Source organism: Planktothrix agardhii, assembly GCF_904830935.1.
In the GTDB taxonomy this organism is placed as follows: domain Bacteria; phylum Cyanobacteriota; class Cyanobacteriia; order Cyanobacteriales; family Microcoleaceae; genus Planktothrix; species Planktothrix agardhii.
In genome coordinates this window covers 819,551-846,289 of the sequence record NZ_LR882952.1, presented here as the reverse complement: position 1 = coordinate 846,289, position 26,739 = coordinate 819,551, and the positions used below count along the sequence as shown (strand labels likewise).

Here is a 26,739-nt window from a genome sequence, read left to right as displayed (position 1 = left end):
AAAAGACCGAATTCACCCCGCAATTAACACTATCATTTATGACCTACATCAATTCCACGACTCCCGACCTTTCTCACCCTAATCTCAGTCCGCGCACAGCTAGTCTCAGCGAGTATAGCACATTAGAACTCGCCCAAGCCCTGTCGGAACGGTTAGCCATTCCTGAACGAGACTGGCACCGCCTCAAGTCTGACCGCAATGCTCGCGCTGGGGAACATTTAGCAGCCGCCTTAGTCTTTCTGCTCAAGAATCAGCCCAAAGAAGTGATTCCTCGGTTAAATCAAGCGGTGGGTTGGTTAGAACGATTGATTTCCGCTCCCCCCTGTCCTACCCATGGCACAACTAAAAAAAATAAGTCATAACTATCATGAACTAACCCTAAAATTGGGAGTTGAAATCAAGCAATTTAGGACAAAATTAGAGATCAAATCTCTACCGATAGTTGCTCAACTCCCTATGGAATAAGTAGTTTTAACTGATTTTAACATATTGAAACTATTACCAATCCTGTCGTATATAAGCAGTTGCCACTTTCTTACATAACGTCAGTTCTGTTCCGGTTCGATTCCATTGCACACGATCAAAGATTTGATAGAGAATGTACAAACCCCGTCCACATTCATGTTCATCATGAGGTAAATTAGAATCGTGGGTTTCTTGTTCGCAATCTTCCTCCTGACGCAATTGACATTGACAAGGAGGTTTAAAACCACCGCCCTGATCTGATATAATCCACCAACAATAATCTTGAATCAGACAAAAACGGACGACTACTGTTTTACTTGGGTCTAGCTTATTGCCGTGCTTGGCAGCATTGACAAGAGCTTCCTGTAGTCCTAGACGAATTTCGGCTTGCAACGGGTCTGGAATGTCATACAGAAGCAAGTCCAAAACTGGACAGAGATACAATGTGGAAGCAAAGCTGATAGTGACCCAGTTTCGTTTAACCGGACGCGATGTTAAAGCAATCACACGGAAAACTCCCTGGCAACGTGGTGGATAAACCTCACACCCTACATAGTTATAAATTCTCTCTTACTTTGGAATTTAATCTGAGTGGGTGAGCGTGAGTACCCGTTCATTCATTAGATTACCAAAAGAATAGGAAAAAACACAATTGATTTTGAAAAATAGTGTATTTTTTTGTATTATTTCTGAAATACAAGCAATCTCAACCTTCGATAAATTAAGGAATTTTGCAGTAAAACAGTCAAGAAAAGACCGAGATTTGACTGTTGATTATGATGATAAAATCAACCCTCTTGATTTATCCTAATGGATAAAAGTTAGTAGCTATTGATACAAAAGACCAAATTAGCTTTCATTCTTATAATACTTTTGTTAATATTATTAATGTAACTTAACATTTTTTGATAAAACTACATGATAACCCCCCCAACAATTACCCCGGAAGTGATCCTAGGACAATATTGGCAGTGGCGAGATCAGTCCATTTACTATGTCCGTGCGGGTGAACGTCATCCCCAGCGTCCACCGTTGCTTCTGGTGCATGGGTTTGGGGCTTCTACTGACCACTGGCGGAAAAATATACAAGGGTTACAATCGGATTTTGAGGTCTGGGCAATTGATTTATTAGGGTTTGGTCGGTCTGCAAAACCCCAGGTCGAATATAGTGGACAACTGTGGCGAGATCAACTCCATGACTTCATTACGGAGGTGATTGGTCAACCCGTGATTTTAGCTGGAAATTCTTTAGGAGGGTATGCGTGTTTATGTGTTGCCGCCCAATATCCATCAACGGCAAAAGGGATCATTTTACTCAATAGTGCCGGGCCATTTACGGAGATTGATCCCCGTCCAGAACCGACTTTTTGGCAAAAGGCCATTTCTCAAACGATGCGATCGCTATTTCGCCAAGATTGGGTGAGTTTTTTGATTTTTCAATGGACAAAACGCCGTTCAATTATTCGTAAAACCCTACTGAAAGTCTATCTTGATCCCAATGCAGTTACCGATCAATTAGTCGAAGAAATTTATCTTCCCTCCTGTGATCCTGGTGCAGCGCAGGTGTTTGCCTCAGTATTCAAAAGTCCCCAAGGAGAAAAAGTTGATATATTATTAAATCAGTTAACTGCTCCTCTATTATTAATTTGGGGAGAGGGTGATCCTTGGATGAAATGTCGAGAACGAAGTGGCAAATTTCATCAATATTATCCCCAATTAAAAGAATACTTTCTAAGTGCGGGTCATTGCCCCCATGATGAAGTTCCCGAACAGGTTAATGATATTATTCATTCTTGGGTTTTGGAACGGGTTTAATCGCCTAATTATGGCTTCTCAATCCCTCTTTTTTAGGGGGATGTAGTGAATTCTTTGCCCATGAATTAAATCCTTAAGATGCGATGAATCGCAACAACGGTTTAATAATATTGATATCGGGGATGAAAGCGGGGGTTGAGTTTTTCTTGGACGGGTTCGCCTTGTTTTAAATGTTGTTCAACTATCAGGGGAACATCTTCCGGTGTAACCCGATAATACCAAATTTCATCGGGAATTACTCGCACCGTCGGGCCAATATTACACTGACCCAGACAACCACTGGCTTCCATTGTGACGCCCTCAATATTACAATTTTGGAAAGCCTCCAGAACTTTACTAGACCCTTGGAGTTGGCAAGACTGATGTTGACAAATTAACACACAATGAGGGGGTTGAGTTGGCATAGATAAACATTTAATTTCAATCAAAAACTAACAATTAACTCCATCTACAATTTAACTTAAAACAACTCCAAAAATCAAAGTTAGGGTTTACAACTTCTTTGTGTCTTTGTGTCTTTGTGGTTAAATTAGCGATTAAAGGATAGAATATTGCGCACCCTACAAAAAACTGCTCTAGCAGATGCTAAAGCAGAGATTGACTTACACTATATTTAAACCTGTTGACCTAGAGGGATGCTTCCATCTGAGCAATATCCAAAGTTGTCCTCAACACCGAATCAGGATTTAAACTGATGGAATCTATTCCTAATTCCACTAAGAAACGAGCAAATTCAGGATAGTCACTCGGTGCTTGACCACAAATTCCGATTTTACGATTATATTCTTTAACCGTGTTTCCCACATTCATCATAATTTTGGTATGGGTTTTGGGAAGATAGTCTAATACCGTTTCTTCCACCACAAAAGGAATTAAACCTTGATAGACTTTTCCTTCTTCTCCTTCCGCACAGGAAACCGTAATTTTATCTCCGGTATTTAAGACTTCCGTGGCATTAATTGATCCTACAATTGCCGGGATTCCTAACTCCCTGGCAATAATCGCCGCGTGACAAGTTCTACCCCCAGAATTAGTAATAATGGCACTGGCTTTTTTCATAATCGGAACATTAATATTTTTGGTAGTTTGTCCCAGTTCATAGACCATTTTAATCGCTTAATTGTCTGAGTTGTTGTTCTAAATTAGCATAGGTAATAAAATACCAATAGGCGTAAGCTGTAATTGCCTTGTTTGGTCTGTGGGAAATCGGTATCCCTCTTGCTAAAATAGTCTTAGTTACTTAAAGGAAAGAATAACGACCTATCGGCTTCTGAGAGATATTTTAAGAAACGTTAAGTTTTATTAGGAGGCGCGAATGAAAGTTAAGGAATGTTACAAAACCACGGAAATCTGGGAAAGCAACCAATGTCTGGACGCCATTTGTCCCATTGAGTTCATCCTAGAGTTAATCGGAACAAAATGGTCAATCTCCATCCTGCGGGAGTTATTTCAGGGACACCAACGCACCCATCAATTATTAGAATCGTTACCCGGAATTAGTACCAAAACCCTGACTGTCCGCTTGCGGGAGTTAGAAAAACATGGGTTAATCCTCCGCACAGTTTATGCTGAAATTCCTCCACGGGTAGAATATTGTCTAACCGATAAGGGAAGGGAACTTCAACCGATTTTAGTCGCCTTGAAACAGGTGGGAGAACACTGGTTAAAGGATAGTCACTGTATTTGTCCCCTAGAATTGGGGGTTTAGGGAATTACGAATTACGAATTACGAAAGCAAACTGTTCCCTATTTCCTCCTCCATCACTCATTAACGTAAAATTCTGTAACAATTATTACAAATTTAACCTTTTCTTCGGGATCACAGGTTAGGCTACAGATAGGAAGACAAATTCAACTATCTGATCTCAATAGGAGGTCTGCAAATGGTATCCTCTCCCGTCAGAATTAATCCCGCAACGACTCCAGCCTATATTTGTCCCTACGATCGCACCTGTAGCTATTTAGGACAAGCGGCGGTTGAATTGGATCTTGATGACAATGTGCTGGTGGTATTACAACAACCCCGCAAAGTTGTCACCGTCTCAATTCCAGTCAAACTTGATAACGGTAAAGTTGAGGTTTTAGCCGGACATCGTGTGCAGCATTGCGATGTACTTGGCCCCTATAAAGGAGGTTTACGCTATCATCCTTCGGTGAACTTGGGGGAACTCTCCGCTCTAGCGATGTTAATGACCTGGAAATGTGCTTTATTGGGGATTCCCTACGGGGGTGCTAAAGGTGGCATTGGCTTTGACCCCCACCAATATAGTATTAACGAGTTAGAACGGATCACCCGTCGCTACGCGAGTGAACTGATTAAAGATATTGGGCCAGAAACCGATATTCCCGCGCCCGATGTGGGAACTTCCGCTCGAGAAATGGCTTGGATTATGGATACCTATTCAATGAATATGGGAAGGGCGGTGCTGGGTGTGGTGACTGGAAAACCTCTATCTATTGGTGGGTCAAAAGGACGGGAAATGGCAACCGGACGAGGTGTAATGATTACCGTGCGCGAAGCCTTAGCTGAACAGGGCAAATCCCTCGAAGGTGTAGCCATTGTAATTCAGGGTTTTGGAAAAGTGGGGGCGGCGGCGGCGCAATTGTTTTATGAAGCCGGGGCGACGGTTTTATCGGTTTCTAATGTCCATGGTGGGATCTATTCAGAAAATGGCTTAGATATTCCTGCCCTGCAAGCCTACGCGACTCAAAACAATCATGATATCACGGGATTTCCTGATAGTGAACCGATTAGCAATGCCGAATTATTAACATTAGCTTGTGATGTGTTAATTCCGGCGGCCATGGAAGATCAAATTACCGAAGAAAATGCCGATCAAATTAAGGCTAAAATGATCGCCGAAGCAGCTAATGCCCCGATTACATTATTGGCGGATCAAATGTTAGAAGCCCGGGGAATTATGGTTTTACCCGATATTTTAGCCAATGCGGGCGGCGTGGTCGTCAGTTATTGGGAATGGGTACAAGGTCAATCCTTTGTCTTCTGGGATGAAGAACGGGTGAATCAGGAGATGGAACACCTGATGGTACAAGCCTATACTCGGGTGAGTGAACTAGCGAAACAACGGGGGGTTTCCATGCGATTAGCCGCCTATACTTTAGGCGTTGGTCGAGTGGCTCAAGCCTTAAAAGATCGGGGTTTGTATCCGTAAATTGGGACAGAAAAGAAAAAGAGGAAGTTGGTGAGAGATCCCTAACTTTCTCTGATTCATTAAATCCCACATTCCGCAGATATTTAAGTCAATTTAATTTTCAACTAAATTGTTCTAAATAAAAGCCCAAATAATTGCCATGTAATAATTTGGACTATTTTTAATGTAGAATAATAATTGCAGTAACTGAACCAATAAAAAGATGAAAAACCCCCTAGAAGCGATAGAAATCGTAAATTTAGACCATTTAGGAATAGTAGCAGGGATAATAGATGAGATGGAATTAGTAGAAGAAGTGAATAAAAAAGTGGGATTAAGAGCAAAAGAAGCAGTAAGCCCAGGACAGGTAATGAAAGCAATGATTTTGAATGGATTAGGGTTTTTGAGCGCGCCGCTGTACCTATTCGAGAACTTTTTCGTAGGGAAAGCAACAGAACATTTAATAGGAGAAGGAGTAATAGCAGAGCAACTAAATGATGACAGAATCGGGAGAGCATTAGATAAATATTATGAAGTAGGAACAACAAATCTATTCACAGCAATAGCCCTAAAAGCCGCCCAAAAATTCCAAGTAGAAAAGGAAAGCGTACACCTAGATAGCAGTTCGATATCAGTAGAGGGAGAATACAAAAGTAAAGAAGAAGAAAATCAGGAAATAGAAGAAGAAATGAAAGCCATAAAAATAGTGCATGGATACTCAAGAGATAAAAGACCAGATCTGAAACAATTTATAATAGATATGGTAGTAAGCGGAGACGGAGATGTGCCATTATATCTAAAAATAGATGACGGAAACGCCGATGATAAAAGCGTATTTGTAGAAAGACTAAAAGAATTTAAAAAGCAATGGACATTTGAAGGAATATGTGTAGCAGACAGTGCATTATACACAGCAGAGAATATAGGAGCAATGGCAGGAATGAAATGGATAACAAGAGTACCATTAAGTATAAAAGAAGCGCAAAATAAGATTGTAGAGATAGAAGAGGAAGAATGGGAGCAGAGTCAAATAAAAGGATATAGAATAGCAACGAAATCAAGTGAGTACGCAAACATAAAACAAAGATGGTTAGTAGTAGAAAGTGAAGCCAGGAAAAAAGCAGCCCTAAAAAAAATATCAGAGCAAGTAGAAAAACAGTTAGAGAACGCCAAAGCATCACTGCGGAAGCTATTGAAACAAGAGTATGCTTGCATAGCGGATGCAGAGATTGGGATAAAAATGTTATCAGATTCGTGGAAATATCACGAAATAAAAGAAATAAAATGCACAGAAAAAGCCAGTAAAAAAAGCCAAAGTAAAACAGAAAAAGGGAATCAAGAAAAGACAATAGTTTATCAAGTAACAGGAGAGATAGAACCTAGAGAATCAGTGATAGAAGCGGAAAAAATCAAAGCCGGAAGATTTATATTAGCGACAAATATATTAGACAAGAAAGAGGTGAGTAATGAAAAGCTATTAGCCGAATATAAAGCGCAGCAAAGTAACGAGAGAGGATTTAGATTTTTAAAAGATCCGTTATTTTTCACAGCAAGTGTATTCGTGAAAAAACCAGAGAGAGTGGAAGCAATAGCGATGATAATGGGATTGTGCTTGTTAGTGTATAACCTAGCTCAAAGAAAATTGAGAAAACAATTAGAAACAGCCCAAGAAGGGGTAAGAAATCAGGTCAAGAAATTAACGAATAAACCGACGATGCGGTGGATATTTCAAATGTTTCAAGCGGTACATTTAGTCAGGATAAATGGGGAGAAACAAGTGAGTAACTTAACCCAAGAACGTCAAGAAATATTGCAGCATTTAGGGAAAGATTGCTGTCAATACTATTTAATGATTTCTGGAGGATAAAGATTAAGAGAAAGGGTGAAATAGTTGTAAAAAATCTAAGTTATGAGTCAAGATGAGAACTCTTGGCTGAAACGAATTTGGTGATAAAATACAAATATATTTAAAAAATGGGATTCTATTTCTATTAAAAAACAGCAATTATTTATGTTTAGTTAAATAGCGGTAAACTAGCTATATAATTTGATAGTAAAGCCTCGGAAGTTCACCGAAAAATTGGAATAGGTTTCTATTTTTTAGAATTAGTGGAAAATTTGACCCCTATCTGCGGAATGTGGGTACTATAGTGTTCGATAAAGGGTTCATCCTGCTCAATTAACAAATATTTACAAAAGCTGGGAATTGTTCGATAAATCCGAAACTTACTTTCGCGGTCATAACTTGCAGTTGTTGGCGAAAGCACTTCAACAATTAGGAGGGGATTCAAAACTTCATCATGGCGATTGCCGTTGAGTTGCGGTTCATCATCAAAGAGCATCATATCTGGATATAAGCCACGTTTATACTCAGGAATCCACAGCCTCAAGTCGCTACTAATAGGTTCAAATAGACTCATAAATTTTACCGCCCACCTACTGAATGGGGATTAAAATAAACCATGAAAGTTAAAAACCAACGACAATCATGGCTTTAAAGTTTATCTCCATCCCCCCTGAAACTGGCAAACCCCCTCAAGGGTTAATTGTAATGATGCACGGTTGGGGGGCAAATGCAGAGGATCTCACCTCCCTGGCTCCGATGTTGCGTTTGACCGACTATCAATTTATCTTTCCCCAAGCCCCCTTTCCCCATCCTCAAGCCCCGATGGGACGGGCTTGGTACGCCTTGGAAACCCCCGAATATGAAGGATTAGCCGAAACCCAACAGCAGGTCAAGGAATGGCTAGAATCCTTAGAAGCGAGTACCGGAGTTCCCCTGTCCCGAACTATTTTAGGGGGATTTTCCCAAGGGGGTGCGATGGCCTTGGATATGGGACGTTATTTTCCTTTAGCGGGTTTAATTATTTTAAGTGGTTATTTGCATTTTTCCCCCGAACCTTTAGACCATGATTTACCCCCGGTATTAATTGTTCATGGAAAACAAGATCCGATTGTTCCCATAGAAGCCGCCGGGCAAGCCAGGACTGCTTTTGAACAGTTGGGGGCAAAAGTTCAGTACCAAGAATTTAATATGGGTCATGAAATTCGACCCGAGGTTTTAGGCTTAATAAGAAGTTTTGTAATAGATTCGATACCACAATCAACCTAATAGCCTTAGTATAGAGATGGGGTGATCCATTCATGGGAACTCCGCCAGTCATAATCAAAGCAAATGCAATTCACGGGAGGTTTAACTCATGGCAACCTTGACTCTATCCTCACCGAATATTCCTACTCTAACGGCCGATGATGTGGCGGAATTGGCTGCTCGTCTGGAAGGAGATGATTATGATAATGCCTTTGAAGGACTCAATGATTGGCATTTGTTACGCGCGATCGCATTTCAACGTCCAGAGCTAGTGGAACCCTATGTTTACTTGCTCGACCTTGAAGCCTATGATGAAGCCTAACTCTTTGATCGTTTTTAGGTTACAACTGGATTAACGAATAGAAATGATTTTGCCTTCCACCTTAAACAAGCATATTCTAATTGGAATTAGTGGGGGCATTGCAGCTTATAAAGTCTGTGAAATTGTTTCAACTTTAGCGAAAGCTGGGGCTGATGTGCGGGCGATTTTGACCGACTCAGCCCAAGAATTTATTACTCCTTTAACCTTTGCGACTCTCTCCCGTCATCGGGCCTATACGGATCAAGAATTCTGGCAACCAACTCACGGCCGTCCCTTACATATTCAGTTAGGGGAATGGGCGGATATTTTTTTGATTGCACCCCTCACCGCTAATACCTTAGCTAAATTAGCTACAGGATTATCGGATAATTTACTCACCAATACGGTTTTAGCCTCTAGTTGTCCGGTGTTACTCGCTCCAGCTATGAATCGAGAAATGTGGAAACAGGTTTCGGTACAACGCAATTGGCAACTTCTGTTAACTGATTCTCGATTTCATGGTATTACTCCCACTACCGGAATTCTCGCCTGTGATCTTCCCGCCACAAACCCAGGCAATTTCTCGACGCCAGGAGCCGGAAGAATGGCTGAACCCAAACAAATATTAGCTCATATTAATTCTTTATTAAATACCAAAGGCAAGCGAGATTTAATTGGAAAAAAAATATTAATTAGTGCGGGTGGAACCCGGGAACATCTTGATCCGGTGCGGTTTATTGGCAACCCGTCAACGGGTAAAATGGGACTGGCTTTAGTACAAGCAGCAATTCACCGAGGAGCCTCAGTCACCTTGGTTCATGGCCTCATGAGTACGGAATTACTGGGAAATTTGCCAGAAGTAGAGTTAGTCTCTGTCACCAGTAGTGAGGAAATGTATCAGGAAATGATCGCCAGATTTCCCCAAGCGGATATAACAGTAATGGCAGCGGCCGTGGGAGATGTGAAACCTGCTATTTATAGTCAGGATAAATTACCCAAAGCTCTTTTACCCAAGGAACTACCATTAGAACCCATTATTGATATTGTAGGAGAACTGGGAAAAATGAAACAACCTCACCAAAAATTAGTCGGATTTGCGGCACAAACCGGGGAAATTTTAACACCTGCTCAAGATAAATTACAGCGAAAAAATTTAGATGCTATTGTCGCAAATCCGATTGATTTAGCTAATGCTGGATTTAGTAGTGAAAACAATCAAGGGATATTATTAAGTCGTCAGGGACAGAAATTAGAAGTTGGAGTTTGTAGCAAGTTACAATTAGCCCATCAGTTATTTGATTTTATAGCAAGGAATAGCTAATAACTAATAACTAATAACTGATAGACTGTTTTTTGCGTCAGGAGATGGGAGAGATTAACACAAATTAAAATCCGTGAAATCCTCTTAAATCCGTGATCCTCTTTACTTCCGTTTTTGCGGTTTAGTTTGAACACTAATCGGGCCATTAACAATAGTTTGGCAAGCCAATCTATAGCTATCGGGTTTTTTCTTCAGAATCCGGGCTTCAGCCTCTGTGCGGGGAGGAAGATTATCAATACCTTCGACAATTTCCACAATACAAGTCCCACACTGACCATAACCCCCACAGTTCATCATTTTGCCCGTGAAAGTATATAAATCAATCTGGTTTTCTAGGGCCTTAATTCTTAAATTTGCCCCATCCGCAGCAATGATTTCCTGGTTTTCACTCACGAATCTGATATTACCCATTTTGATGTCCTATTTTCCTAAAATCTTAACCAGTAGAGTTTTGAGCAATTATCAACTAAAGAGGATAATCCGACAGAATATTGCCCGGAAGGTTACTAACAGCTCGTTGCAAGGCAGACAAAGCACGGTTATAACCAATAATGGCATTGAGGAGTCGGTTTTGAGCGCGGGTTAAGTCCGTTTCTTGGTTAATCACTTCTAACTGAGTTCCCACCCCGGCTTGAAACCGTAAACGCGCTAAACGTAAAGCTTCCGTTGCTTCCTCAACCCCCAAACTAGAGGTTTGAATATTATCAAAGTTAGCTTGGAGGTCATAGTAAGCCCGTTCCGCATCCAAACGAATTTGATTCAGTAATTGATTAAAGCGCTCATCCGCGATACCAATATCTAACTCACGCTGTCGGGCTTGAGCTTTAGCAGCACCCCCATCAAAGAAATTCCAAGATAACTGAACTTGAGCATCATAGCCATCGGCCCAGCCCCGCACAGCCCGGTAATCAGGGTTATCATTGATTCTTCCCAAAACGTTGTAAGTCGCCCCCACGGTAACATTTGGACGAGTGGCGGCTAGGGCAGCCCGGCGTAATTGTTGAGCGCGATCGCGTTCAGCTAACTGTTCTTCCAACTCCGCCCGATTTTGATAGGCTTGAACAATCGTTTCTTCCAAGGTTAAATCCCAAGCTCCCGCCAAAGCAATCGGGTCAGCCGCCAATAAATTCGTATTTTCATCAATATTCAGAAGCGCGGCCAGTTCTCGCCGACTTTGAAATTGATTGCGCTGAGAATTAGTCAGATCCTGTTGGTTATTGGCGAGGGTGACACGAGCTTGCAACACTTCAAAACGGGTTCCCACCCCAGCCCGTTCCAAAGCTTCGGCATCCTCTAAACTCTTTTGAGAGTTTCGCACAGCTGCTGCTTGAATTTCCACCGCCGCATCTGCTTCTTGCAAATTGTAATAGGAACGAGCCACATTAAATCGGATTTCTTCTAAGGCCGTTTCTAACCTTAACTCCAGAATCCGTAACTGTTCTTCTGATGCTTTAATTCTAGCCCCCCTCAATCCATTAATTCCCAGGTCGTACTGTAATTGAAAGGAATTATCAAAGGAATAGGTTCCATAGCGGGTCTGAAATTCCCTATCATTCGCCCCGGGAACGTTATTGAACCTATTCACTCGTAGGGTACGGTTGGCTGCACGAACCTGTAAGTCCTCCGCAGCAGACACATTGCGAGAAAAACCGGAACGAAAGACCAAACTCGGATATAAATTTGCTTGGGTTTCCCTGACCGCCGCCAAGCTTTGTTCAACTTGCAGTTGGGCAATACTGGCATTTTCATTATTCCGAATCCCTAAATCAATCGCTTGTTGAAGGGTGACAGGAACCGTTTCCTCAATATTCACCTGTTCCGGTAAGGTGGGGCGATACAAGGGATCACTACTCGGGAGCAGAATCCGGGGAGGATTGGTTTGTAAGGTTCCATTGGGAGTCGGAGGGGGAAAGGGAGTCGTGGGAGGGGTCAGGTCAGGAACCGTTAAAGCGGGTCTACTGACTTGAGCCAGTTGAGTGGGTTGAGATTGCTGAACTCGATTCACAGAATCGGTTAGGGTTGCAGCTTGGGTAGAGGGATTGGGTAATGCAACCTCAATCTCTTGGAGACTATTGTTTTGCGAGGATAGTCTATTGTTCCCTAGGGGATGGGGCAAGTTAAAAACTGGGTTGACCCTAGTTGTTGATGTTGGGGGAGTCTCTGCGGTTGTTGGGTTAGAAACAGCCGGGGTCATCCTCGGTGTTGCTTCAACACCAGTGGATGCCGTTGTCATGGGTGCAGGCTGTTGGGCGGTTTTTGTAGGATTTTGTTTAAAAACTGGCGCGGGTAATTTCGATGGTATCGAAGACTCAGTAACGGATTCCTTTGTCATTAATAGATTATCAATGATCCGACGGCCAGGACTAGAAGCCCTAGACTGAGATTTTGTAGGATTTTGTTTAAAGGTTGAAGTTAGGATTTCTGCGGGTAAAGACGTTTCTGCTTGCTCAGGAGCCGGATACTGAGATTTGGTTGAATTTTGTTGAAAATCCTGCGGTTGAGTTGTATTCGAGTCAGGCAATTTATCCTGAGATGCAATGGGGGAAGGAACTGCTGTTCCTGGCCCCACATTGATTAAGGTGATTGCTCCACTCACTCCCACAGCCATCAAATTACGAAGAACGGACATAAGGCTTCTTTTCTTGTCTACAAGTCCAGAAACAATTTTAGACTAAGGAAGCAATATTCCTAAGTTTTTTGATGTTAGATATCTGATGGGATCGCTCAAACCCAACCGGGTCAAGCCTTGCTCTAGCAGGCAATATGTTCTGCTTCTAAATCTAATAAACGCAGCAGATGAAGATCGCCCCGGGCCACTGCTGCTTGACGTCTACGGTCGAGTAAACGGCATAAATGATCGGCATGAACTTTTGCCAGATTCTCGTCCAGTGGCTTCTCAGATGCGACTAAATGGAGTAAGGCTCCTCCACGGGTTTCCGCCACTTGGCTTTTGTTGGAGGCAATGGCTTTGACTTCGTGCAGAGGATGAGGATGTTGTGGCTCCGTACTTCCGTAGGAAATACCCCGATATTTCAGGGGGTGCGGGGTTTGAGGCACGGGAACATGGCGAGGATAGTGAAGGTGGACGCTTTGACCCCGATATTTGCCTGTTAATTCGCTTTCTACCAGATCAACTGGCGAAAAAGAGGTTTCGTACTGATGACCACGATAGGTTAGTTTCATCTGCTGTTTCTCCTGAGCTTAGTTTTAAAGGGACTGTCTTTGAGACAAATTGTAAATGAATTTTAAATGATCTTTTTATTTCTGTATTTATTGTTACACTTTTTCAGGTTATATCCATAAACTTAACAATTATTTAAGAATGATCTCTCAATTTGCGTTGGGGGAGAGGGTTGATTCTGGTTTAGATCCATGGCTATAAAACTTTTGTTAAGAAAATTATTAAGAAATGTAAAGAGTGTTAATATTGTCTTATACTGAAGTCTTAATCTAACCATCCATGCTAAGTTCCAACTTGCCCGAAGAGTCAGAGCTTCTCAAATCGACCTTAGAACCGCTACTAGAGGATTTTGAATACTGGTTTGAGCGATCGCGCCATCTTTTAGAAACGGAGGAGATGTCCTTTTTGACTCAGCCTCAACAATCTGACCTGTTGAACCGAATTATCCAAGCCCAACAGAAGGTGATAGCGACCAAAACCATGTTTTATGCCACGGGGGGACAAGTTGGAATAGAAATGACCGTATTAATGCCTTGGCATAAACTATTGACAGAATGTTGGCAAGTGGCGACTCGCTTTCGGGTAGAACAGGCTAATCATGTCAAAAATTGAGATGGGAGGCTGAACTCCCCAAAAATTAATCAACTTTTTAAGTAGAAAGGTTCAATCTGTTGATAGAATATATCAAAATCCAGGTAAATGAGAGTTTCAATGACCCACCCCGGATCAAGCTCTAAAATAAAATACCCTTTCTATTAGAAAACGGCTTTAGATTAACCAAATAAACCCTAGCATTAAGGAGATAAAAATGTTACATTTAGTTTACGTCTTAGCTTTTACAATTTTGGCTTTTCTCGCGGTTCGGAATTTAATTCAAAGTCTTTTGACAGTGAGTATGGAATCCCATAAACTTCATGACCCTCGAAACTATGGCGGGTTAAATAATTCAGGACAGACGCGAAAAACCCTACATCCAGAACTACTCGATGAAACGGGAAATTTAATTAATGAACCTTTGTTAGTGATGCGCTCTTTGTCCGTTCAAGATGCGCGAAATCAATTAGATAATTTATATAAATCTTCTCCCGGTTATGGGGATGATATTCATGACGATGAATAAAAAACATTAATCATTAGAAATTCAATAATACTCAAGGTTGACAATTGAATTGATCATTGATTGACAATAACCGATTATTGTTAACCTAGTGTAACTCCTTGAAAACCTACATCATCAGGATGTAGAAATTAGTTTTGATAGACAATTAATCAGCCTGTTTGATGTTCCAGGGGACTCAGCCCCAGTCCCCCATACTCCAATTTTCTGATAGACTAAGCTCAAATATTGATCGTTAACTGTGATTTTCAGTTAAATTAGAAATTATGGGGAACGAATTCCCCATCGGACTGATCCCCGCCAATGAATTTGGGGGCTGGCGTCCTCGGATTTTCGGTCAACAGCTTGCGGTTATATATATGTTGTTAAATAAAAAAGATACATCGATATTGACCTTAACGTTATTGTTATCAATAGCGACGAGTCCCATCGCCTGGGCGACTTCTCGATGGAACTCTAACTCTAGCGTCAATTCTTCCGCGCTTTCAGAGTCGTCCTTGTTGTCTCCCGCACAGGTTAGGAATATTAATATTGTTCCCCCAGTAGGAGAGTTTAAACCCAAACCGGGATCAGATTCTGGGTTAGGGTTGAGTTCTCAACAACAGATTCTATTGAGCCAGATTGATTCGGGTTCACCCCAAACTAACGCGAATAATGATAGCCTAGTTGGGCAATCTTCCCAGATGCAGCCGACGACGGTTCCCGCAACGGAAGGAGAAATCCCGATTTGGTTATGGTGGTTACTCCCTGTGATCCCGTTTTTGGGTTTATGGGTTAATTTACAATTGAAAGCTCAACGTTCTAAGTCCCCAGTCAAAAAACAAGAAGACCCTATTTCTGTTCCCTTATCTACAAAACCCGATGTCACAGGGGAGCAACCTCAGAAAAATTCTACTCAACTGGATTTTAATAGTTTGACAGAACCTCTGAAAACACCATTTTCTCCTAATAGTAATTACCCGTTTATAGAACCTTTAAAAACACCATTTTCTCCAGCAGTTACTACTGTTTCTCTCCCTCGTACTATTATTCAAAAACGGCATCAGACAGAAACGTTTCAACTAGAAAATAATCTACAAACCCAAGGATCATCTATTAGTTTAATAGAATCGGAGAGGGATAATTTAGATTCTGAGATCGCCATTTCCCCGCATGAATTAATCCTATTTGAAAATCAGGTTAAAATCCCACCGGAAGGAGAATTTTTCATCCCAGCAAACTCTCCTGAGCCGGAATTTTATCCTATTAAAAATGGGGGAATTGAAGAAATTTCAGAAGTAGTATTAATCAAGGAAATTGACCCGGATGAAGCTGAAACTGTAATTGCAGAATTTTTGACAACAAAAACACAAATTGAGAATATACCAGTTTCAGAAATAGTAGAATCTGAGCTTGAAATTCAGAATAAATCTGTTATTTTGGAATCGGATATTATAGAAATAGAATCAACAGTTGCTGCGGTTGATGATCAATTAACGGAACCGGAAATACCAGTTTCAGAAATAGTAGAATCTGAGCTTGAAATTCAGAATAAATCTGTTATTTTGGAATCGGATATTATAGAAATAGAATCAACAGTTGCTGCGGTTGATGATCAATTAACGGAACCGGAAATACCAGTTTCAGAAATAGTAGAATCTGAGCTTGAGATTCAGAATAAATCTATTATTTTGGAATCGGATATTATAGAAATAGAATCAACACTTGCTACGGTTGATGATCAATTAACAGTAGTAAAATCTGCCCCCCCCAATTCCCCGTCTACGGGGGGATATGAAGAAATAGAATTAGGAGTATCCCATCAAGATGTTCGCTCAGAAACAGACGTAGCGGCTACTAAATTTAATGTAGGGAGAGAGATAAAATTTGAACCCTCCCTTGCGGATGTAGACCAAGGACTTCCACCATTACCAAATGGATATGGTCAAAGTCAAATTTTCCTATTACCCCGTGACCCAAATTGGGCCTATGCGTATTGGGATATTCCCAACGATCATAAAGAACATTTGCGTCGCCAAGGGGGAAAACACCTTCTCCTGCGGGTTTATGATGTCACCTCAATTGATATTGATACCCAGCCACCCTTGTCCACCCAGGAATATGAGTGTGATGAGATGGCTAGAGAATGGCATATCCCCATTGCGATGAGTGATCGAGATTATATCGCAGAATTGGGTTATTTAACCGTAGATGGACGTTGGTTAATCTTAGTCAGATCAAATCATATTCATATCCCTCCTGTTTATCCCACAGACTGGGAAAATTACCAATTTATTAATATTCCTTGGGATGAAGACCTCAGAGGAAAAACCTTTTTCAGACTCTAACAAATTCTACAAGATTAATTTTAGATATTAAACAGGCTGTCAGTTTTCACTAACAGCCTATCTAATTTATACTAAATCTTCAATCATCACATCAAATGTTCGTGTTAATTTTTTTTGCATCTTTTATAATTGATATCAAAAATTTAAACCCATCTAAATTTAAAGGACAATTTAACATGATCTCACCACAATTATTAGAAATAGAAAAATCAATCAATAATTTATTCTTAGTTGAAAAACTATGGTTATTAGAAAATATTGCTCGAAAAATACGAGAAAGAGATTGGGAGATTAATCAAAAAGAATCTATTCAAGAAATTACCCTGGAGGATAAACTAAATCAGATGAAAGAATTTTTAGCTACTCCTTGGGAGGGAAAAGAGGAGTTTTTAGAAATTATGACCGAAGTTGATATGGAGTTGAGTTATATTTGAATATAAAAAATACCCAAGTGTCTATGCCTAAGAATCCCCCATCTCAATTATCCTCTAAATATCTTCAGGAAAAACTAACGGGTTCCATCTGGCTGCAAAATAAGAAATACCCTTATTTATTTGAACCCAATGGCACTTGCGAGATATTAAACCACCATCGTTCGGGTGATTACACCATCTCAACCGATGCCCGCTCTATTTTGCTAAATTGGACAAACCCTGCTTTCACTGAAGAATTATTTGTCCTAGCGGATGGGAGTTTTTTCTTGGGTGGGAGTGTGTTGATTCCCAGTAATAAATCACGCAATCATGACTTTCCTTGCTATCCCTTACCTCAGCCCGATCTAAATAACCATCAGTTTGAGATTGATACGGGTAAAATGCCTGATTATGGAAATATAATCCTAGATGGTCGCCAGGTAAGGTTGATTGAGAGTGGTTACTGTGGGAATGTGTTGTCTGACAAACTGCGTGAGTTTGATTCCGAAGAAGCAGCCGAAGAATATTACTATTCCACCATTTGCATTCATGACCCTTACTATACACCAGGTCATATCAATGAACCCATTTACCTAGAATTCTCCGATGACAAGTCCCACAAATTCTATGAAGTCACGGTGAGTGGATTAACGGTCACGTTCCGCTATGGGCGTATTGGTACGACGGGACAAACCGACAACAGTACCTATGGCAGTCCCAGAAAAGCCCTAAATGCTGCCTATAAGAAAATCAATGAAAAGTTGAAAAAAGGCTATGTGCTATTGCCTAAAGGGAAGCCAAGCCCATCCCAATATTCTGGAGCACCTTTACCTACCCAAATAGTAAATGATTCTCCTAACTCTAATCTCAATATTACCCAATTTGTTCGTCCCGCCTGGAAGCCGATTGTGATTGAAGGGGATAGCGATCGCCTAGCTTCCAAGTTTTCCGGTCGTCCCTGGCTGGGAATAGATGAAACCTGGCCCGGTTGCCCCTGTTGCGCCGAGCCCCTGCAACTGTTTTTGCAACTGAATTTGAGTCAATTGCCAGAACCTGTCCGTGAGGAGTTTGGTACAGGTCTATTGCAAATGTTCCACTGTATGTCTGATAAATGTGGGTTCGAGGCAGAAGAAGGAACAATTTATTATGGTAGAGTTCCATTCCTAATTAAAAACGTTAGAATTCGTGTAGTACAACCAGTGGGTATGGGCTCAACTCCACCACTACCGCAAATTGATGGAGAAGATTATGGAACTTATTTACCAGCCAAGACCATCACCGAATGGCTAGAAATTGAAGACTATCCTGACCCTGATGATCTGGTGGAGCTGGTAAGCGGCTGGGAGCGGTTGCAAGAAAATGACTTGTGGGATGCAGTGATGGAGCGTTTGGGTCTGGATGATTTGGATAACTACGATGAGCTATACCCGACGGATGAGAGCGATAAGCTGGGGGGCTACCCGCGCTGGGTTCAGGGTATGGAGTGTCCAGGCTGTCCCGTTTGTCAGGCTCCAATGCGGCAAGTGTTTCAACTAGCTTCGGAGCAAAACCTCAACTATGCGTTTGGTGATCTGGGAATTGCCCATATTCTGCAATGCAAAACCCATAAAGATCAGTTTGCGTTTGTTTGGGCTTGTGGCTAGGGAGGATAGCAGAAGGACTGACTACCAGTAGTAAGCCCTTCAGGGCTTTCTGAGTCCTCAAGGACTCACTACTTTAATGGAAATAATTATAGATTTCTTGAGCTAATTTCGGCCCAATTTCCGAGACTTCTGCTAACTGTTCTGGAGTAGCTATTCTAATATATTCCAGGGAACGAAAATGAGCTAATAATAATTTTTGTCGATGATGTCCTAACCCGGGAATATCATCTAAATGCGATCGCTTCATGCGTTGAGTCCTTTGATTTCGATGAAAACTAACCGCAAACCGGTGAGCTTCATCTCGTAATCTTCTTAATAGTTGAACCCCAGGTTGTTCGGAGTCGGTTTTTAAGGGTAAACTTTCTCCAGGTAAAAAGATTTCCTCCCGTTGTTTGGCTAAACTAACTACGCGAATTTCCTCTAATAAATTCAGTTCTTCTAAAACAGTAACTACCGCCGAAAGTTGACCCTTTCCCCCATCAATCATAATTAAATCCGGTTTATCTGTTGAAGTAGCATAGTCTCGAAAACGGCGCCCAATCACTTCTGCTAAACTGGCAAAATCATCGGAATGTCCGGCGTGAACGGTGGGGTTTTTAATCTTATAATGACGATAGTATTGTTGGGCGGGTAAACCTTGAATAAATACTACCCGGGAGGCGACTGCATCTGACCCTTGAATATGGGAAATATCATAACCTTCAATACGATGGGGAAGATCGGGTAAATCGAGAATTGCTGCTAAATTTTCTAAGGCTAAAGTATTACGATCTCTTAACTTTTGCACCCGTTCTAATTCATATTCCGCATTCCGTTCTACCATCTCAATTAAATCCGCTTTACCTTGACGTTGGGGGGTTAAAATCGTGACTTTTTTTCCCTTGCAATCGCTCAACCAATCTGTTAAAATAGATTCATCTGGTAACTGATATTGAACTAATATTTCATTGGGAATTTCCACCGGATCAACAGATTGATAATGTTCTTCTAAAACCCTCTGTAAAATTAACCCCATTTCCGTTGATTTTAACTCCGGGGGAACTTGGGCGGTAAACCCTAAGCGTCCGACTAATTTTCCGGCGCGAATTTGGAATAACTGCACACAGGATTGTTGAGAATTAGCCGCCAAAGCGATCGCATCACGGGACACACGATCATCGGGTAAAGAAACTTTTTGATCTGCATTTAAAGACTGTAACCCTTGAATTTGATCTCGAATTATCGCCGCCGTTTCAAAGTTTAAGGCTTCCGAGGCTTGTTCCATTTGTTCCGCTAAATGATCAACTAATTCCCCCGATCTTCCCTGAAAAATCATCGCCACTTTCTGCACAATTTTTCGATATTCTTCAGGAGAAATTAATAGTTGACAAACCCCCGGACAGCGACCAATATCATAATTTAAACAAGGACGATCTTTAAATAAAGGTTTAGGTCGTTGACGCAGGGGAAAAATTCGTTTAATTAAATGCAAGGTATTTCTTAATACCCTGGTATCCACATAGGGGCCATAATAACGATCTTTAATATTACCTAAAAGGCGTTTACGGGTAATAAAAATTCGCGGATAATCCTCCGACCAAGTAATACATAAATAGGGATATTTTTTATCATCCTTGAGCAGAACATTAAAATGGGGTTGATGTTGTTTAACTAAATTGGCTTCTAAAGCTAAGGCTTCTGCTTCCGTATCGGTGACAATAAATTCTATCTCGGTAACTTGTTGTACCATTAAATAAATGCGTGGGGTGTGATGATGCTGTTCTCGAAAATAGGAACGTACCCGCGATCGCAATTTTTTAGACTTACCAATATAAAGAATATTATCCTGACCATCTCGCATTAAATACACCCCCGGAACCGGAGGAATATCTCGTAACTGTTTTTCTAAACGTTCAGGATCTTTAATTAGAGGAGAAGTTGTAACAGATGGCATATAATAAATTCTTGGATTGCTTCAATATCTGATTCTATCATTAAGATTAAAAAACTTAATTCAAAAGATAATAAAAATTCCTATTATATTCAAGCCGATCAATGGCAATCTTATTTGGAGGAAGCCATAGAACAAGCCATTCGCCCCGCTAGTATATAAGTTTTAGAAAGAATTACCCAACCCCATTGATCAAGAATTAGCTAAATTATCGGGTGGTAAAGATTGGTTTGATCGGTTATAATTATAAAAACGCTAAATTTAAGGTTTAGGTGTTAATGATGATTCAAGCTCCTCCTTTAATCACAATACCGACGGATACTTGGGTAAAAGCGACCTGGGAAGAATTTTCAGCCCTAGCCGAGAATCCTCAGTATGCTGAGGGTAAGTTTTATTATGATCAAGAATACATGAGGATAGAAGTGGCTCCACTAGGTTCAGCACACGGACACGATAACACAATTCTATCAACGGTAATCTTAGTTTATGCGGCTATTAAAAATATTCGGATTAAAGGATTTACTAACACATCTTTCCGAAAAACAGGAGCCAGAGAAAGTCAGCCAGATATCGGGTTTTATATTGGGGATAACTTACCATTTCCTCCTCGCAATAATTCCCCAATTAATTTAGATGAATTTACCTCCCCCAGCTTAATTGTTGAAATAGCTGCATCATCTTTTGTAGATGATATTGGTCGAAAAAGATTACTCTATGAAAACTTAGGAATCCAAGAATATTGGGTTGTAAACGTTGAAGATAACACAATATTAGCCTTTGCGGTCGAAAACCAAGGGAGTCGATTAATCGAAGAATCCCAAGTTTTACCCGGATTAAAAATAGCCTTAGTGACTGAAGCCCTACAACGTTCCCAAAGCGAAGATGATGGAACAATTACACGCTGGTTAATGGGGACTAAAAACCAGCCGTTTGATTCAAGCAATTCCTGACTTAATGTTCTGTCTGAGTGAAGACGGAAAAGGGACAACCTTTGAGATTTTCCTATTCGTGCAACCCGGTACTTCTTAGTTTTGTCGATAACTGATTGAATTTTTATCGAAAGTGTGAAAAGGAGAGGTGCATACCGATACAATTGGGGCAAGCATTCCATCGTCAATCTCTCATGAATATTCGTACCGTTTCAACTCAACCCTTTAACGACCAAAAACCGGGAACATCCGGCCTACGCAAGTCCGTTCCTGCCTTTCAAAAACCCCATTACCTAGAAAATTTCGTTCAGGCGATTTTTGATACCCAAGAGGGGTATGAAGGCGGAACCCTAATTTTAGGTGGAGATGGTCGCTACTATAACCGCCAAGCCATTCAAATTATCTTAAAAATGGCCGCTGCTAACGGCGTTGGAAAGGTTCTCGTCGGATCTGGGGGCATTGTTTCCACTCCAGCCGCATCTTGTATAATCCGCGAAAATCGAGCCTTTGGGGGGATTATTCTCTCTGCAAGCCATAACCCCGGAGGGCCAGAAGGAGATTTTGGGATCAAGTTCAACGGCAGTAATGGTGGGCCAGCCGTCGAAAAAATCACCGAAGCGATTTATGCCCGTACCCTGGTGATTGACCGCTACAACATCATGGAGGCGGCTGATATTAATTTAGATCAACCCGGAAGTTTTAAACTGGGAACCATGGACGTTGAGGTGCTCGATTCCGTCCAACCCTACAGGTCATTGATGGAATCCTTATTTGATTTTGACCTAATTCAAAAATTATTAACTTCGGGTAAGTTTCGGATGTGTGTGGACTCCATGCACGCGGTAACTGGCCCCTATGCCTGCGCCATTTTTGAAAACCGCTTAGGGGCCACACCCGGAACCGTGGTCAATGGTATTCCCTTAGAGGATTTTGGTGGCGGTCATCCCGATCCTAATTTAGTTTATGCCCATGATTTAGTCGAAATTATGTTCGGGGAAAATGCCCCGGATTTTGGGGCGGCGTCCGATGGAGATGGCGATCGCAATATGATTTTAGGAAATAATTTTTTTGTCACCCCCAGTGATAGTTTAGCCATCATCACCGCCAATGCCCATTTAGTTCCCGGATATAAAGGTGGTTTAGCCGGGGTAGCCCGTTCCATGCCCACTTCCCAAGCGCCTGATCGTGTGGCGGCAAAATTAGGCATAAACTGTTATGAAACCCCGACCGGATGGAAGTTTTTCGGCAATTTATTAGATGCAGGAAAAGCTACATTATGCGGGGAAGAAAGTTTTGGAACCGGATCAAATCATGTTCGGGAAAAAGATGGATTATGGGCGGTATTATTCTGGTTAAATATTTTAGCCGTCCGTCAAGAATCCGTGGAAGATATTGTTCGCAGTCATTGGCAAACCTACGGACGCAATTATTATTCTCGCCATGATTATGAAGAAGTAGAAACAGAAAAAGCCAATCAATTAGTTGATCAATTACAGGCAATTTTACCAAATCTAAAAGGTAAACAATACGGTTCCTATCAAGTCGAATATAGTGATAATTTTAGCTATACCGATCCGGTGGATAATAGTATTAGTAATAATCAGGGGATTCGGATTGGGTTTACCGATGGTTCTCGGATTGTCTTTCGGTTATCAGGGACGGGAACTAAAGGGGCAACCTTACGGGTTTATTTAGAAAGTTATGAACCCGACCCCACTAAACACAATTTAGATCCCCAAGAGGCGCTAGGAGAATTAATTACTATTGCCGATGAAATTGCCCAAATCAAAACCATAACCGGACGTCAACAACCCACTGTTATTACTTAATTGTTTAACCTGTTCCCCCCTGTTCCCTCCCCCCCTAGCCCTGCGTGCACGGGGGGTTAGGGGGCTGTTCCCTGTTCCCTGCTATAACATCTTTATTTTTGTAAAAAGTTAGCGACTACTCTTTATTTTATCAGGTAGTGATCGCTCTTTCTTTACTCTTTTTCACTGGACTTTGAAACAGCCCTGCTGCATAAAAAAGGGGGACTTTGATCCCCCCTATTCCCTTGTTATAGCAGTCGCCACATCTATTAGGACATTCTTGAAAGCTAAAAGCTGCTCACAGTAAGTATTTACCTATAGCGAGATTGCCTATTCCCTATTGCCTCTTGCTATAATGGGAGTTATTATGTCTTCCCAATTTTAAGACACAGAAATAACCTGTTCAACGCTTTCATTTCCCATTCTATCTACCGCGCGAACTGCATAATTTCCTGGGTTAACACGAATAGAAGTAGTATCTTTATTCACCACTTTAACTAACTGCCAACCCGTGGAAAATTGTTGATAAATTGCCCAAGAACGGATATCATTACTATTAGAAGGCATCCAAGAAATCATCCCAGAATTAGTTTCAATTCCGCTAGGAGGTTCCGGGGGTTGATTATCCAACCAAGGCATAATCGGAACTAAAGCTGGAGTGGGATAAACCGCACTTTTGAAAATTTCATTCACTCCCTGACGATTATCTCGAAATATCTTCATACTAAAAAAGATATTTCCTAAAGATAATTGGGGGGCTGTTTGTCGGGAAATTGCGATCTGTCTTTGGATTTCAGAAATAGACCATTCATTTTCAATTCGATAGAGAGCATTTCCGACATAAATATGACGTCTTTGACGATTATTTTGTAACCACCAATTTAACAAAACGGGGTAACTTTGTTGAGGGGGATCAATTTTCCAATAAAGTTGAGGCGCTAAATAATCCATCCACCCTTGTTCAACCCATAATTTAACATCCGCATATAGAGAAGCATATTGATCTAATCCAACAATTCCTGGAGCTTTTCCAGGGCGATAAATCCCAAAGGGACTAATGCCAAATTTAACATAAGGTTTAATCGCTTTAATCCCTTCATGAATGCGTTTAATCATCAGATTAACATTTTCTCGTCGCCAATCTGATAGCGCTAAATTTCCTCCTGCTGCACGATAAGCATTATAGGTTTGACTATCAGGAAATGGAACCCCACTTTGAGGATAGGGATAGAAATAATCATCTAAATGAACGCCATCAAGATCATAACGTTGTACCACATCCATAATCACATTATAGGTTTGATCTTGAACTTCCTTTGCCCCCGGTTCCATCCAGATTAAATCCCCATATTTATAGGCATATTGGGGGAATTTTGATGCCATGTGATTCGGTGCAAAAGCAGCATTTCCTCTTAATCTTGCCCGATAAGGATTAAACCAAGCGTGGAGTTCAATATTGCGTTTATGGGCTTCTTCAATCGCAAATTGTAGGGGATCATAATAGGGATTTGGGGGGGTTCCTTGGGTTCCTGTTAACCACGCACTCCAAGGTTCTATACTGGAACTATACAAGGCATCTCCATTCGGACGCACTTGCAGAATTAAGGCATTTAAGTTTAATTCTTGCATCCTATTTAGGATAGCAATTAGTTCAAATTTTTGTTGATCAACTGACAAATTTGATTTAGATGGCCAATCAATATTAGCGACGGTTGCTACCCAAACTCCCCTAAATTCTCGTTGATGACTAATCGAGTTTGTCGGATTAATTATTCCCTGAGATAGTAAATTTTCCGATAGTTCTTGTCTGACTGTTGAGATATTAATAGAAGTGGAAAGAACCGGAAATTGAGCTAAGGTTAATCCCAAGAAAATACAACAAAAGCTTAATGCCAAATATCGTTGAAATTTGGTAATTTTTCCAAGTCTAATTTTTTGAATTTGACTTTGAAATGAACGGGTTAAATATTTTAAGGGTTTAATTCGCAAATACCCAAAATAATTCTGCTGTTTAATGGAGTTCCAATTCATGTTTTTTGTTAAAGGATATGACTAATATCAATTATCAGTAAATAGTAATCAGTTATCAGTTGTGAAATCGTTAACAGTGATCATTGATGAGTTAAGTATTAATTTAACTTCTTTCACTGATGACTGATAACTGATAACTGATGACTGATGACTGATGACTGATGACTGATGACTGATGACTGATTAATAGTTTAACTAAGAAGGGGACATCTTACAAGGGAATAATCCCAATAGGGAAAAAATTAATATCTTCCCTAAGTTAATTATGCCCAATTTTAGGTACAATATTTGAGTACAACTTAATCAAGGAAAAAGCATGACTCAGGTTAAAATTGGCATTATTGGTGGCAGTGGGTTGTATAAGATGGAGGCATTTACCGATGTGGAGGAAATGCACATTGATACTCCCTTTGGTCAACCTTCCGATGCTATTTTGGTGGGAACTTTAGAAGGAATGCGCGTGGCATTTCTGGCCAGACATGGACGCACCCATAGATTTTTGCCGACGGAATTACCCTATCGGGCTAATATTTATGCTCTCAAAAGTTTGGGAGTTGAATATATTATTTCTGCTTCGGCGGTGGGTTCATTAAAAGAAGAATTTAAACCTTTAGATTTAGTTGTTCCTGATCAATTTATTGATCGAACTAATCAACGGGTTTCTACTTTTTTTGGGAATGGTGCTGTGGCTCATATTACCTTTGGTGATCCTTTTTGTCCGCAATTATCAAAAGTATTAGGAGAAGCGATCGCTAGTTTAAATTTACCCAATATAGATTATCATTTATCGGGAACTTATGTCTGTATGGAGGGGCCAGCCTTTTCTACCAAAGCCGAATCTAATTTATATCGTAGTTGGGGGGGAACAATTATTGGAATGACCAATTTAACCGAAGCCAAATTAGCCCGGGAAGCGGAAATTGCCTATACAACTTTAGCCTTAGTTACCGATTATGATTGTTGGCATCCAGACCATGATCATGTCACCGTAGAAATGGTAATTCAAAATCTCCATAAAAATGCGGTCAATGCTCAACAAGTCATTCAAGAAACCGTGCGCCGTTTAAAATATCATTTACCAAAATCCCAAGCCCATTCTGCCTTGAAATATGCGATTTTAACCCCCTTAAATCAAATTCCCTCTGATCGCAGACAACAGTTAGAATTATTGTTAAAAAAATATATCTAAACCGAGGGTGGCATCAGCCACCTAAA

Annotated in this window: 25 protein-coding genes; 16 read left to right on the top strand and 9 right to left on the bottom strand. The window is 40.9% G+C overall.

The annotated features are described in order from the left end of the window. Positions 1-38: 38 nt before the first annotated feature. Positions 39-362 carry a DUF6439 family protein gene (locus NMG88_RS03885; RefSeq protein WP_042152004.1) on the top strand — a complete coding sequence of 108 codons (324 nt, stop codon included), beginning with the start codon at positions 39-41 and terminating at the stop codon, positions 360-362. Between the two features lie 136 nt (positions 363-498). Here NMG88_RS03885 and NMG88_RS03880 read toward each other — a convergent pair whose 3' ends face one another. Next, complete coding sequence (locus NMG88_RS03880) at positions 499-972, bottom strand: ATP-binding protein (protein WP_042152002.1); 474 nt, start codon at positions 970-972, stop codon at positions 499-501. Positions 973-1,383: 411 nt separating this feature from the next. On the opposite strand from NMG88_RS03880, the gene NMG88_RS03875 reads away from it, so the two are divergent. After that, positions 1,384-2,280 carry an alpha/beta fold hydrolase gene (locus NMG88_RS03875; protein ID WP_042152001.1) on the top strand — a complete coding sequence of 299 codons (897 nt, stop codon included), beginning with the start codon at positions 1,384-1,386 and terminating at the stop codon, positions 2,278-2,280. A 101-nt stretch (positions 2,281-2,381) separates the two neighbouring features. Here NMG88_RS03875 and NMG88_RS03870 read toward each other — a convergent pair whose 3' ends face one another. Then, the gene (locus NMG88_RS03870; RefSeq protein WP_042157067.1) at positions 2,382-2,684 is read right to left on the bottom strand and encodes a (2Fe-2S) ferredoxin domain-containing protein; all 303 of its coding nucleotides are present in this window, start codon (positions 2,682-2,684) and stop codon (positions 2,382-2,384) included. A 223-nt stretch (positions 2,685-2,907) separates the two neighbouring features. Further along, positions 2,908-3,354, bottom strand: coding sequence for a PEP-utilizing enzyme (locus NMG88_RS03865; protein WP_376786473.1), 447 nt, complete (start codon positions 3,352-3,354; stop codon positions 2,908-2,910). 241 nt (positions 3,355-3,595) lie between these two features. Here NMG88_RS03865 and NMG88_RS03860 point away from each other — a divergent pair, with 241 nt between their 5' ends. From NMG88_RS03860 to NMG88_RS03850, 3 genes are all read left to right on the top strand, one after another. Further along, positions 3,596-3,988 (top strand): winged helix-turn-helix transcriptional regulator, encoded by a 393-nt coding sequence (locus tag NMG88_RS03860; RefSeq protein ID WP_026786676.1) that lies wholly within the window; start codon positions 3,596-3,598, stop codon positions 3,986-3,988. Positions 3,989-4,163: 175 nt separating this feature from the next. After that, the gene (locus tag NMG88_RS03855) at positions 4,164-5,453 is read left to right on the top strand and encodes a Glu/Leu/Phe/Val family dehydrogenase (protein ID WP_235765614.1); all 1,290 of its coding nucleotides are present in this window, start codon (positions 4,164-4,166) and stop codon (positions 5,451-5,453) included. Positions 5,454-5,655: 202 nt separating this feature from the next. Continuing rightward, positions 5,656-7,299, top strand: a complete 1,644-nt coding sequence (locus tag NMG88_RS03850; RefSeq protein ID WP_042155532.1) for an IS1634 family transposase — start codon at positions 5,656-5,658, stop codon at positions 7,297-7,299. Positions 7,300-7,525: 226 nt separating this feature from the next. Here NMG88_RS03850 and NMG88_RS03845 read toward each other — a convergent pair whose 3' ends face one another. Further along, on the bottom strand, positions 7,526-7,852 hold the full coding sequence (locus NMG88_RS03845) for a Uma2 family endonuclease (RefSeq protein ID WP_254033479.1): 327 nt from the start codon (positions 7,850-7,852) through the stop codon (positions 7,526-7,528). Between the two features lie 68 nt (positions 7,853-7,920). Here NMG88_RS03845 and NMG88_RS03840 point away from each other — a divergent pair, with 68 nt between their 5' ends. The 3 genes from NMG88_RS03840 to coaBC all read left to right on the top strand — a co-directional run bounded on the left by NMG88_RS03840 (position 7,921) and on the right by coaBC (position 10,145). After that, complete coding sequence (locus tag NMG88_RS03840; protein ID WP_042151998.1) at positions 7,921-8,544, top strand: alpha/beta hydrolase; 624 nt, start codon at positions 7,921-7,923, stop codon at positions 8,542-8,544. An 88-nt stretch (positions 8,545-8,632) separates the two neighbouring features. After that, complete coding sequence (gene isiD, locus NMG88_RS03835; protein WP_042151996.1) at positions 8,633-8,845, top strand: protein IsiD; 213 nt, start codon at positions 8,633-8,635, stop codon at positions 8,843-8,845. Between the two features lie 43 nt (positions 8,846-8,888). Further along, positions 8,889-10,145 carry a bifunctional phosphopantothenoylcysteine decarboxylase/phosphopantothenate--cysteine ligase CoaBC gene (gene coaBC / locus NMG88_RS03830; protein WP_227366298.1) on the top strand — a complete coding sequence of 419 codons (1,257 nt, stop codon included), beginning with the start codon at positions 8,889-8,891 and terminating at the stop codon, positions 10,143-10,145. 102 nt (positions 10,146-10,247) lie between these two features. Here the strand turns inward: coaBC and NMG88_RS03825 are convergent, their stop codons facing one another. The 3 genes from NMG88_RS03825 to NMG88_RS03815 all read right to left on the bottom strand — a co-directional run bounded on the left by NMG88_RS03825 (position 10,248) and on the right by NMG88_RS03815 (position 13,328). After that, positions 10,248-10,556, bottom strand: a complete 309-nt coding sequence (locus NMG88_RS03825; RefSeq protein WP_042151992.1) for a 2Fe-2S iron-sulfur cluster-binding protein — start codon at positions 10,554-10,556, stop codon at positions 10,248-10,250. Between the two features lie 55 nt (positions 10,557-10,611). Then, complete coding sequence (locus NMG88_RS03820) at positions 10,612-12,774, bottom strand: TolC family protein (protein WP_235765612.1); 2,163 nt, start codon at positions 12,772-12,774, stop codon at positions 10,612-10,614. 122 nt (positions 12,775-12,896) lie between these two features. Then, a complete protein-coding gene (locus NMG88_RS03815) occupies positions 12,897-13,328 on the bottom strand; it encodes a DUF4278 domain-containing protein (protein WP_042151989.1) in 432 nt (143 codons plus the stop codon). 277 nt (positions 13,329-13,605) lie between these two features. On the opposite strand from NMG88_RS03815, the gene NMG88_RS03810 reads away from it, so the two are divergent. From NMG88_RS03810 to NMG88_RS03790, 5 genes are all read left to right on the top strand, one after another. Beyond that, positions 13,606-13,938, top strand: coding sequence for a DUF2605 domain-containing protein (locus tag NMG88_RS03810; RefSeq protein ID WP_042151987.1), 333 nt, complete (start codon positions 13,606-13,608; stop codon positions 13,936-13,938). Between the two features lie 196 nt (positions 13,939-14,134). After that, a complete protein-coding gene (locus tag NMG88_RS03805; protein ID WP_026786687.1) occupies positions 14,135-14,446 on the top strand; it encodes a DUF2973 domain-containing protein in 312 nt (103 codons plus the stop codon). A gap of 263 nt (positions 14,447-14,709) precedes the next feature. Next, a complete protein-coding gene (locus NMG88_RS03800) occupies positions 14,710-16,770 on the top strand; it encodes a DUF4912 domain-containing protein (RefSeq protein ID WP_254034442.1) in 2,061 nt (686 codons plus the stop codon). Positions 16,771-16,946: 176 nt separating this feature from the next. After that, positions 16,947-17,204 (top strand): hypothetical protein, encoded by a 258-nt coding sequence (locus tag NMG88_RS03795; RefSeq protein WP_144390418.1) that lies wholly within the window; start codon positions 16,947-16,949, stop codon positions 17,202-17,204. A gap of 23 nt (positions 17,205-17,227) precedes the next feature. Continuing rightward, the gene (locus tag NMG88_RS03790) at positions 17,228-18,826 is read left to right on the top strand and encodes a WGR domain-containing protein (protein WP_227350110.1); all 1,599 of its coding nucleotides are present in this window, start codon (positions 17,228-17,230) and stop codon (positions 18,824-18,826) included. A 73-nt stretch (positions 18,827-18,899) separates the two neighbouring features. On the opposite strand, the gene uvrC is transcribed toward NMG88_RS03790, so the two are convergent. Further along, a complete protein-coding gene (gene uvrC, locus NMG88_RS03785; protein ID WP_235765610.1) occupies positions 18,900-20,759 on the bottom strand; it encodes an excinuclease ABC subunit UvrC in 1,860 nt (619 codons plus the stop codon). Positions 20,760-21,034: 275 nt separating this feature from the next. Between uvrC and NMG88_RS03780 the strand changes: the two genes are divergently transcribed. Beyond that, a complete protein-coding gene (locus NMG88_RS03780) occupies positions 21,035-21,706 on the top strand; it encodes a Uma2 family endonuclease (RefSeq protein ID WP_042151979.1) in 672 nt (223 codons plus the stop codon). 173 nt (positions 21,707-21,879) lie between these two features. Further along, positions 21,880-23,514, top strand: a complete 1,635-nt coding sequence (locus tag NMG88_RS03775) for an alpha-D-glucose phosphate-specific phosphoglucomutase (protein ID WP_042151977.1) — start codon at positions 21,880-21,882, stop codon at positions 23,512-23,514. 360 nt (positions 23,515-23,874) lie between these two features. On the opposite strand, the gene NMG88_RS03770 is transcribed toward NMG88_RS03775, so the two are convergent. Next, positions 23,875-25,524 carry a glycoside hydrolase family 10-like protein gene (locus tag NMG88_RS03770; protein WP_254035123.1) on the bottom strand — a complete coding sequence of 550 codons (1,650 nt, stop codon included), beginning with the start codon at positions 25,522-25,524 and terminating at the stop codon, positions 23,875-23,877. A 316-nt stretch (positions 25,525-25,840) separates the two neighbouring features. On the opposite strand from NMG88_RS03770, the gene NMG88_RS03765 reads away from it, so the two are divergent. Then, entirely contained in the window at positions 25,841-26,713 is an 873-nt protein-coding gene (locus tag NMG88_RS03765) for an S-methyl-5'-thioadenosine phosphorylase (protein WP_227350108.1), read from the top strand. Positions 26,714-26,739: the final 26 nt, after the last annotated feature.

Excerpts from the sequence above, each read along its gene's own strand:
- NMG88_RS03805 (WP_026786687.1), top strand. The coding sequence starts at position 14,135 with ATGTTACATTTAGTTTACGTCTTAGCTTTTACAATTTTGGCTTTTCTC.
- NMG88_RS03775 (WP_042151977.1), top strand. The coding sequence starts at position 21,880 with ATGAATATTCGTACCGTTTCAACTCAACCCTTTAACGACCAAAAACCG.
- NMG88_RS03850 (WP_042155532.1), top strand. The coding sequence starts at position 5,656 with ATGAAAAACCCCCTAGAAGCGATAGAAATCGTAAATTTAGACCATTTA.
- NMG88_RS03765 (WP_227350108.1), top strand. The coding sequence starts at position 25,841 with ATGACTCAGGTTAAAATTGGCATTATTGGTGGCAGTGGGTTGTATAAG.
- NMG88_RS03820 (WP_235765612.1), bottom strand. The coding sequence starts at position 12,774 with ATGTCCGTTCTTCGTAATTTGATGGCTGTGGGAGTGAGTGGAGCAATC.
- NMG88_RS03810 (WP_042151987.1), top strand. The coding sequence starts at position 13,606 with ATGCTAAGTTCCAACTTGCCCGAAGAGTCAGAGCTTCTCAAATCGACC.
- NMG88_RS03875 (WP_042152001.1), top strand. The coding sequence starts at position 1,384 with ATGATAACCCCCCCAACAATTACCCCGGAAGTGATCCTAGGACAATAT.
- NMG88_RS03780 (WP_042151979.1), top strand. The coding sequence starts at position 21,035 with ATGATGATTCAAGCTCCTCCTTTAATCACAATACCGACGGATACTTGG.
- NMG88_RS03825 (WP_042151992.1), bottom strand. The coding sequence starts at position 10,556 with ATGGGTAATATCAGATTCGTGAGTGAAAACCAGGAAATCATTGCTGCG.
- NMG88_RS03860 (WP_026786676.1), top strand. The coding sequence starts at position 3,596 with ATGAAAGTTAAGGAATGTTACAAAACCACGGAAATCTGGGAAAGCAAC.
- NMG88_RS03800 (WP_254034442.1), top strand. The coding sequence starts at position 14,710 with ATGGGGAACGAATTCCCCATCGGACTGATCCCCGCCAATGAATTTGGG.
- coaBC (WP_227366298.1), top strand. The coding sequence starts at position 8,889 with ATGATTTTGCCTTCCACCTTAAACAAGCATATTCTAATTGGAATTAGT.
- isiD (WP_042151996.1), top strand. The coding sequence starts at position 8,633 with ATGGCAACCTTGACTCTATCCTCACCGAATATTCCTACTCTAACGGCC.
- NMG88_RS03870 (WP_042157067.1), bottom strand. The coding sequence starts at position 2,684 with ATGCCAACTCAACCCCCTCATTGTGTGTTAATTTGTCAACATCAGTCT.
- NMG88_RS03885 (WP_042152004.1), top strand. The coding sequence starts at position 39 with ATGACCTACATCAATTCCACGACTCCCGACCTTTCTCACCCTAATCTC.
- NMG88_RS03815 (WP_042151989.1), bottom strand. The coding sequence starts at position 13,328 with ATGAAACTAACCTATCGTGGTCATCAGTACGAAACCTCTTTTTCGCCA.
- NMG88_RS03790 (WP_227350110.1), top strand. The coding sequence starts at position 17,228 with ATGCCTAAGAATCCCCCATCTCAATTATCCTCTAAATATCTTCAGGAA.
- NMG88_RS03770 (WP_254035123.1), bottom strand. The coding sequence starts at position 25,524 with ATGAATTGGAACTCCATTAAACAGCAGAATTATTTTGGGTATTTGCGA.
- NMG88_RS03840 (WP_042151998.1), top strand. The coding sequence starts at position 7,921 with ATGGCTTTAAAGTTTATCTCCATCCCCCCTGAAACTGGCAAACCCCCT.
- NMG88_RS03855 (WP_235765614.1), top strand. The coding sequence starts at position 4,164 with ATGGTATCCTCTCCCGTCAGAATTAATCCCGCAACGACTCCAGCCTAT.
- uvrC (WP_235765610.1), bottom strand. The coding sequence starts at position 20,759 with ATGCCATCTGTTACAACTTCTCCTCTAATTAAAGATCCTGAACGTTTA.
- NMG88_RS03795 (WP_144390418.1), top strand. The coding sequence starts at position 16,947 with ATGATCTCACCACAATTATTAGAAATAGAAAAATCAATCAATAATTTA.
- NMG88_RS03845 (WP_254033479.1), bottom strand. The coding sequence starts at position 7,852 with ATGAGTCTATTTGAACCTATTAGTAGCGACTTGAGGCTGTGGATTCCT.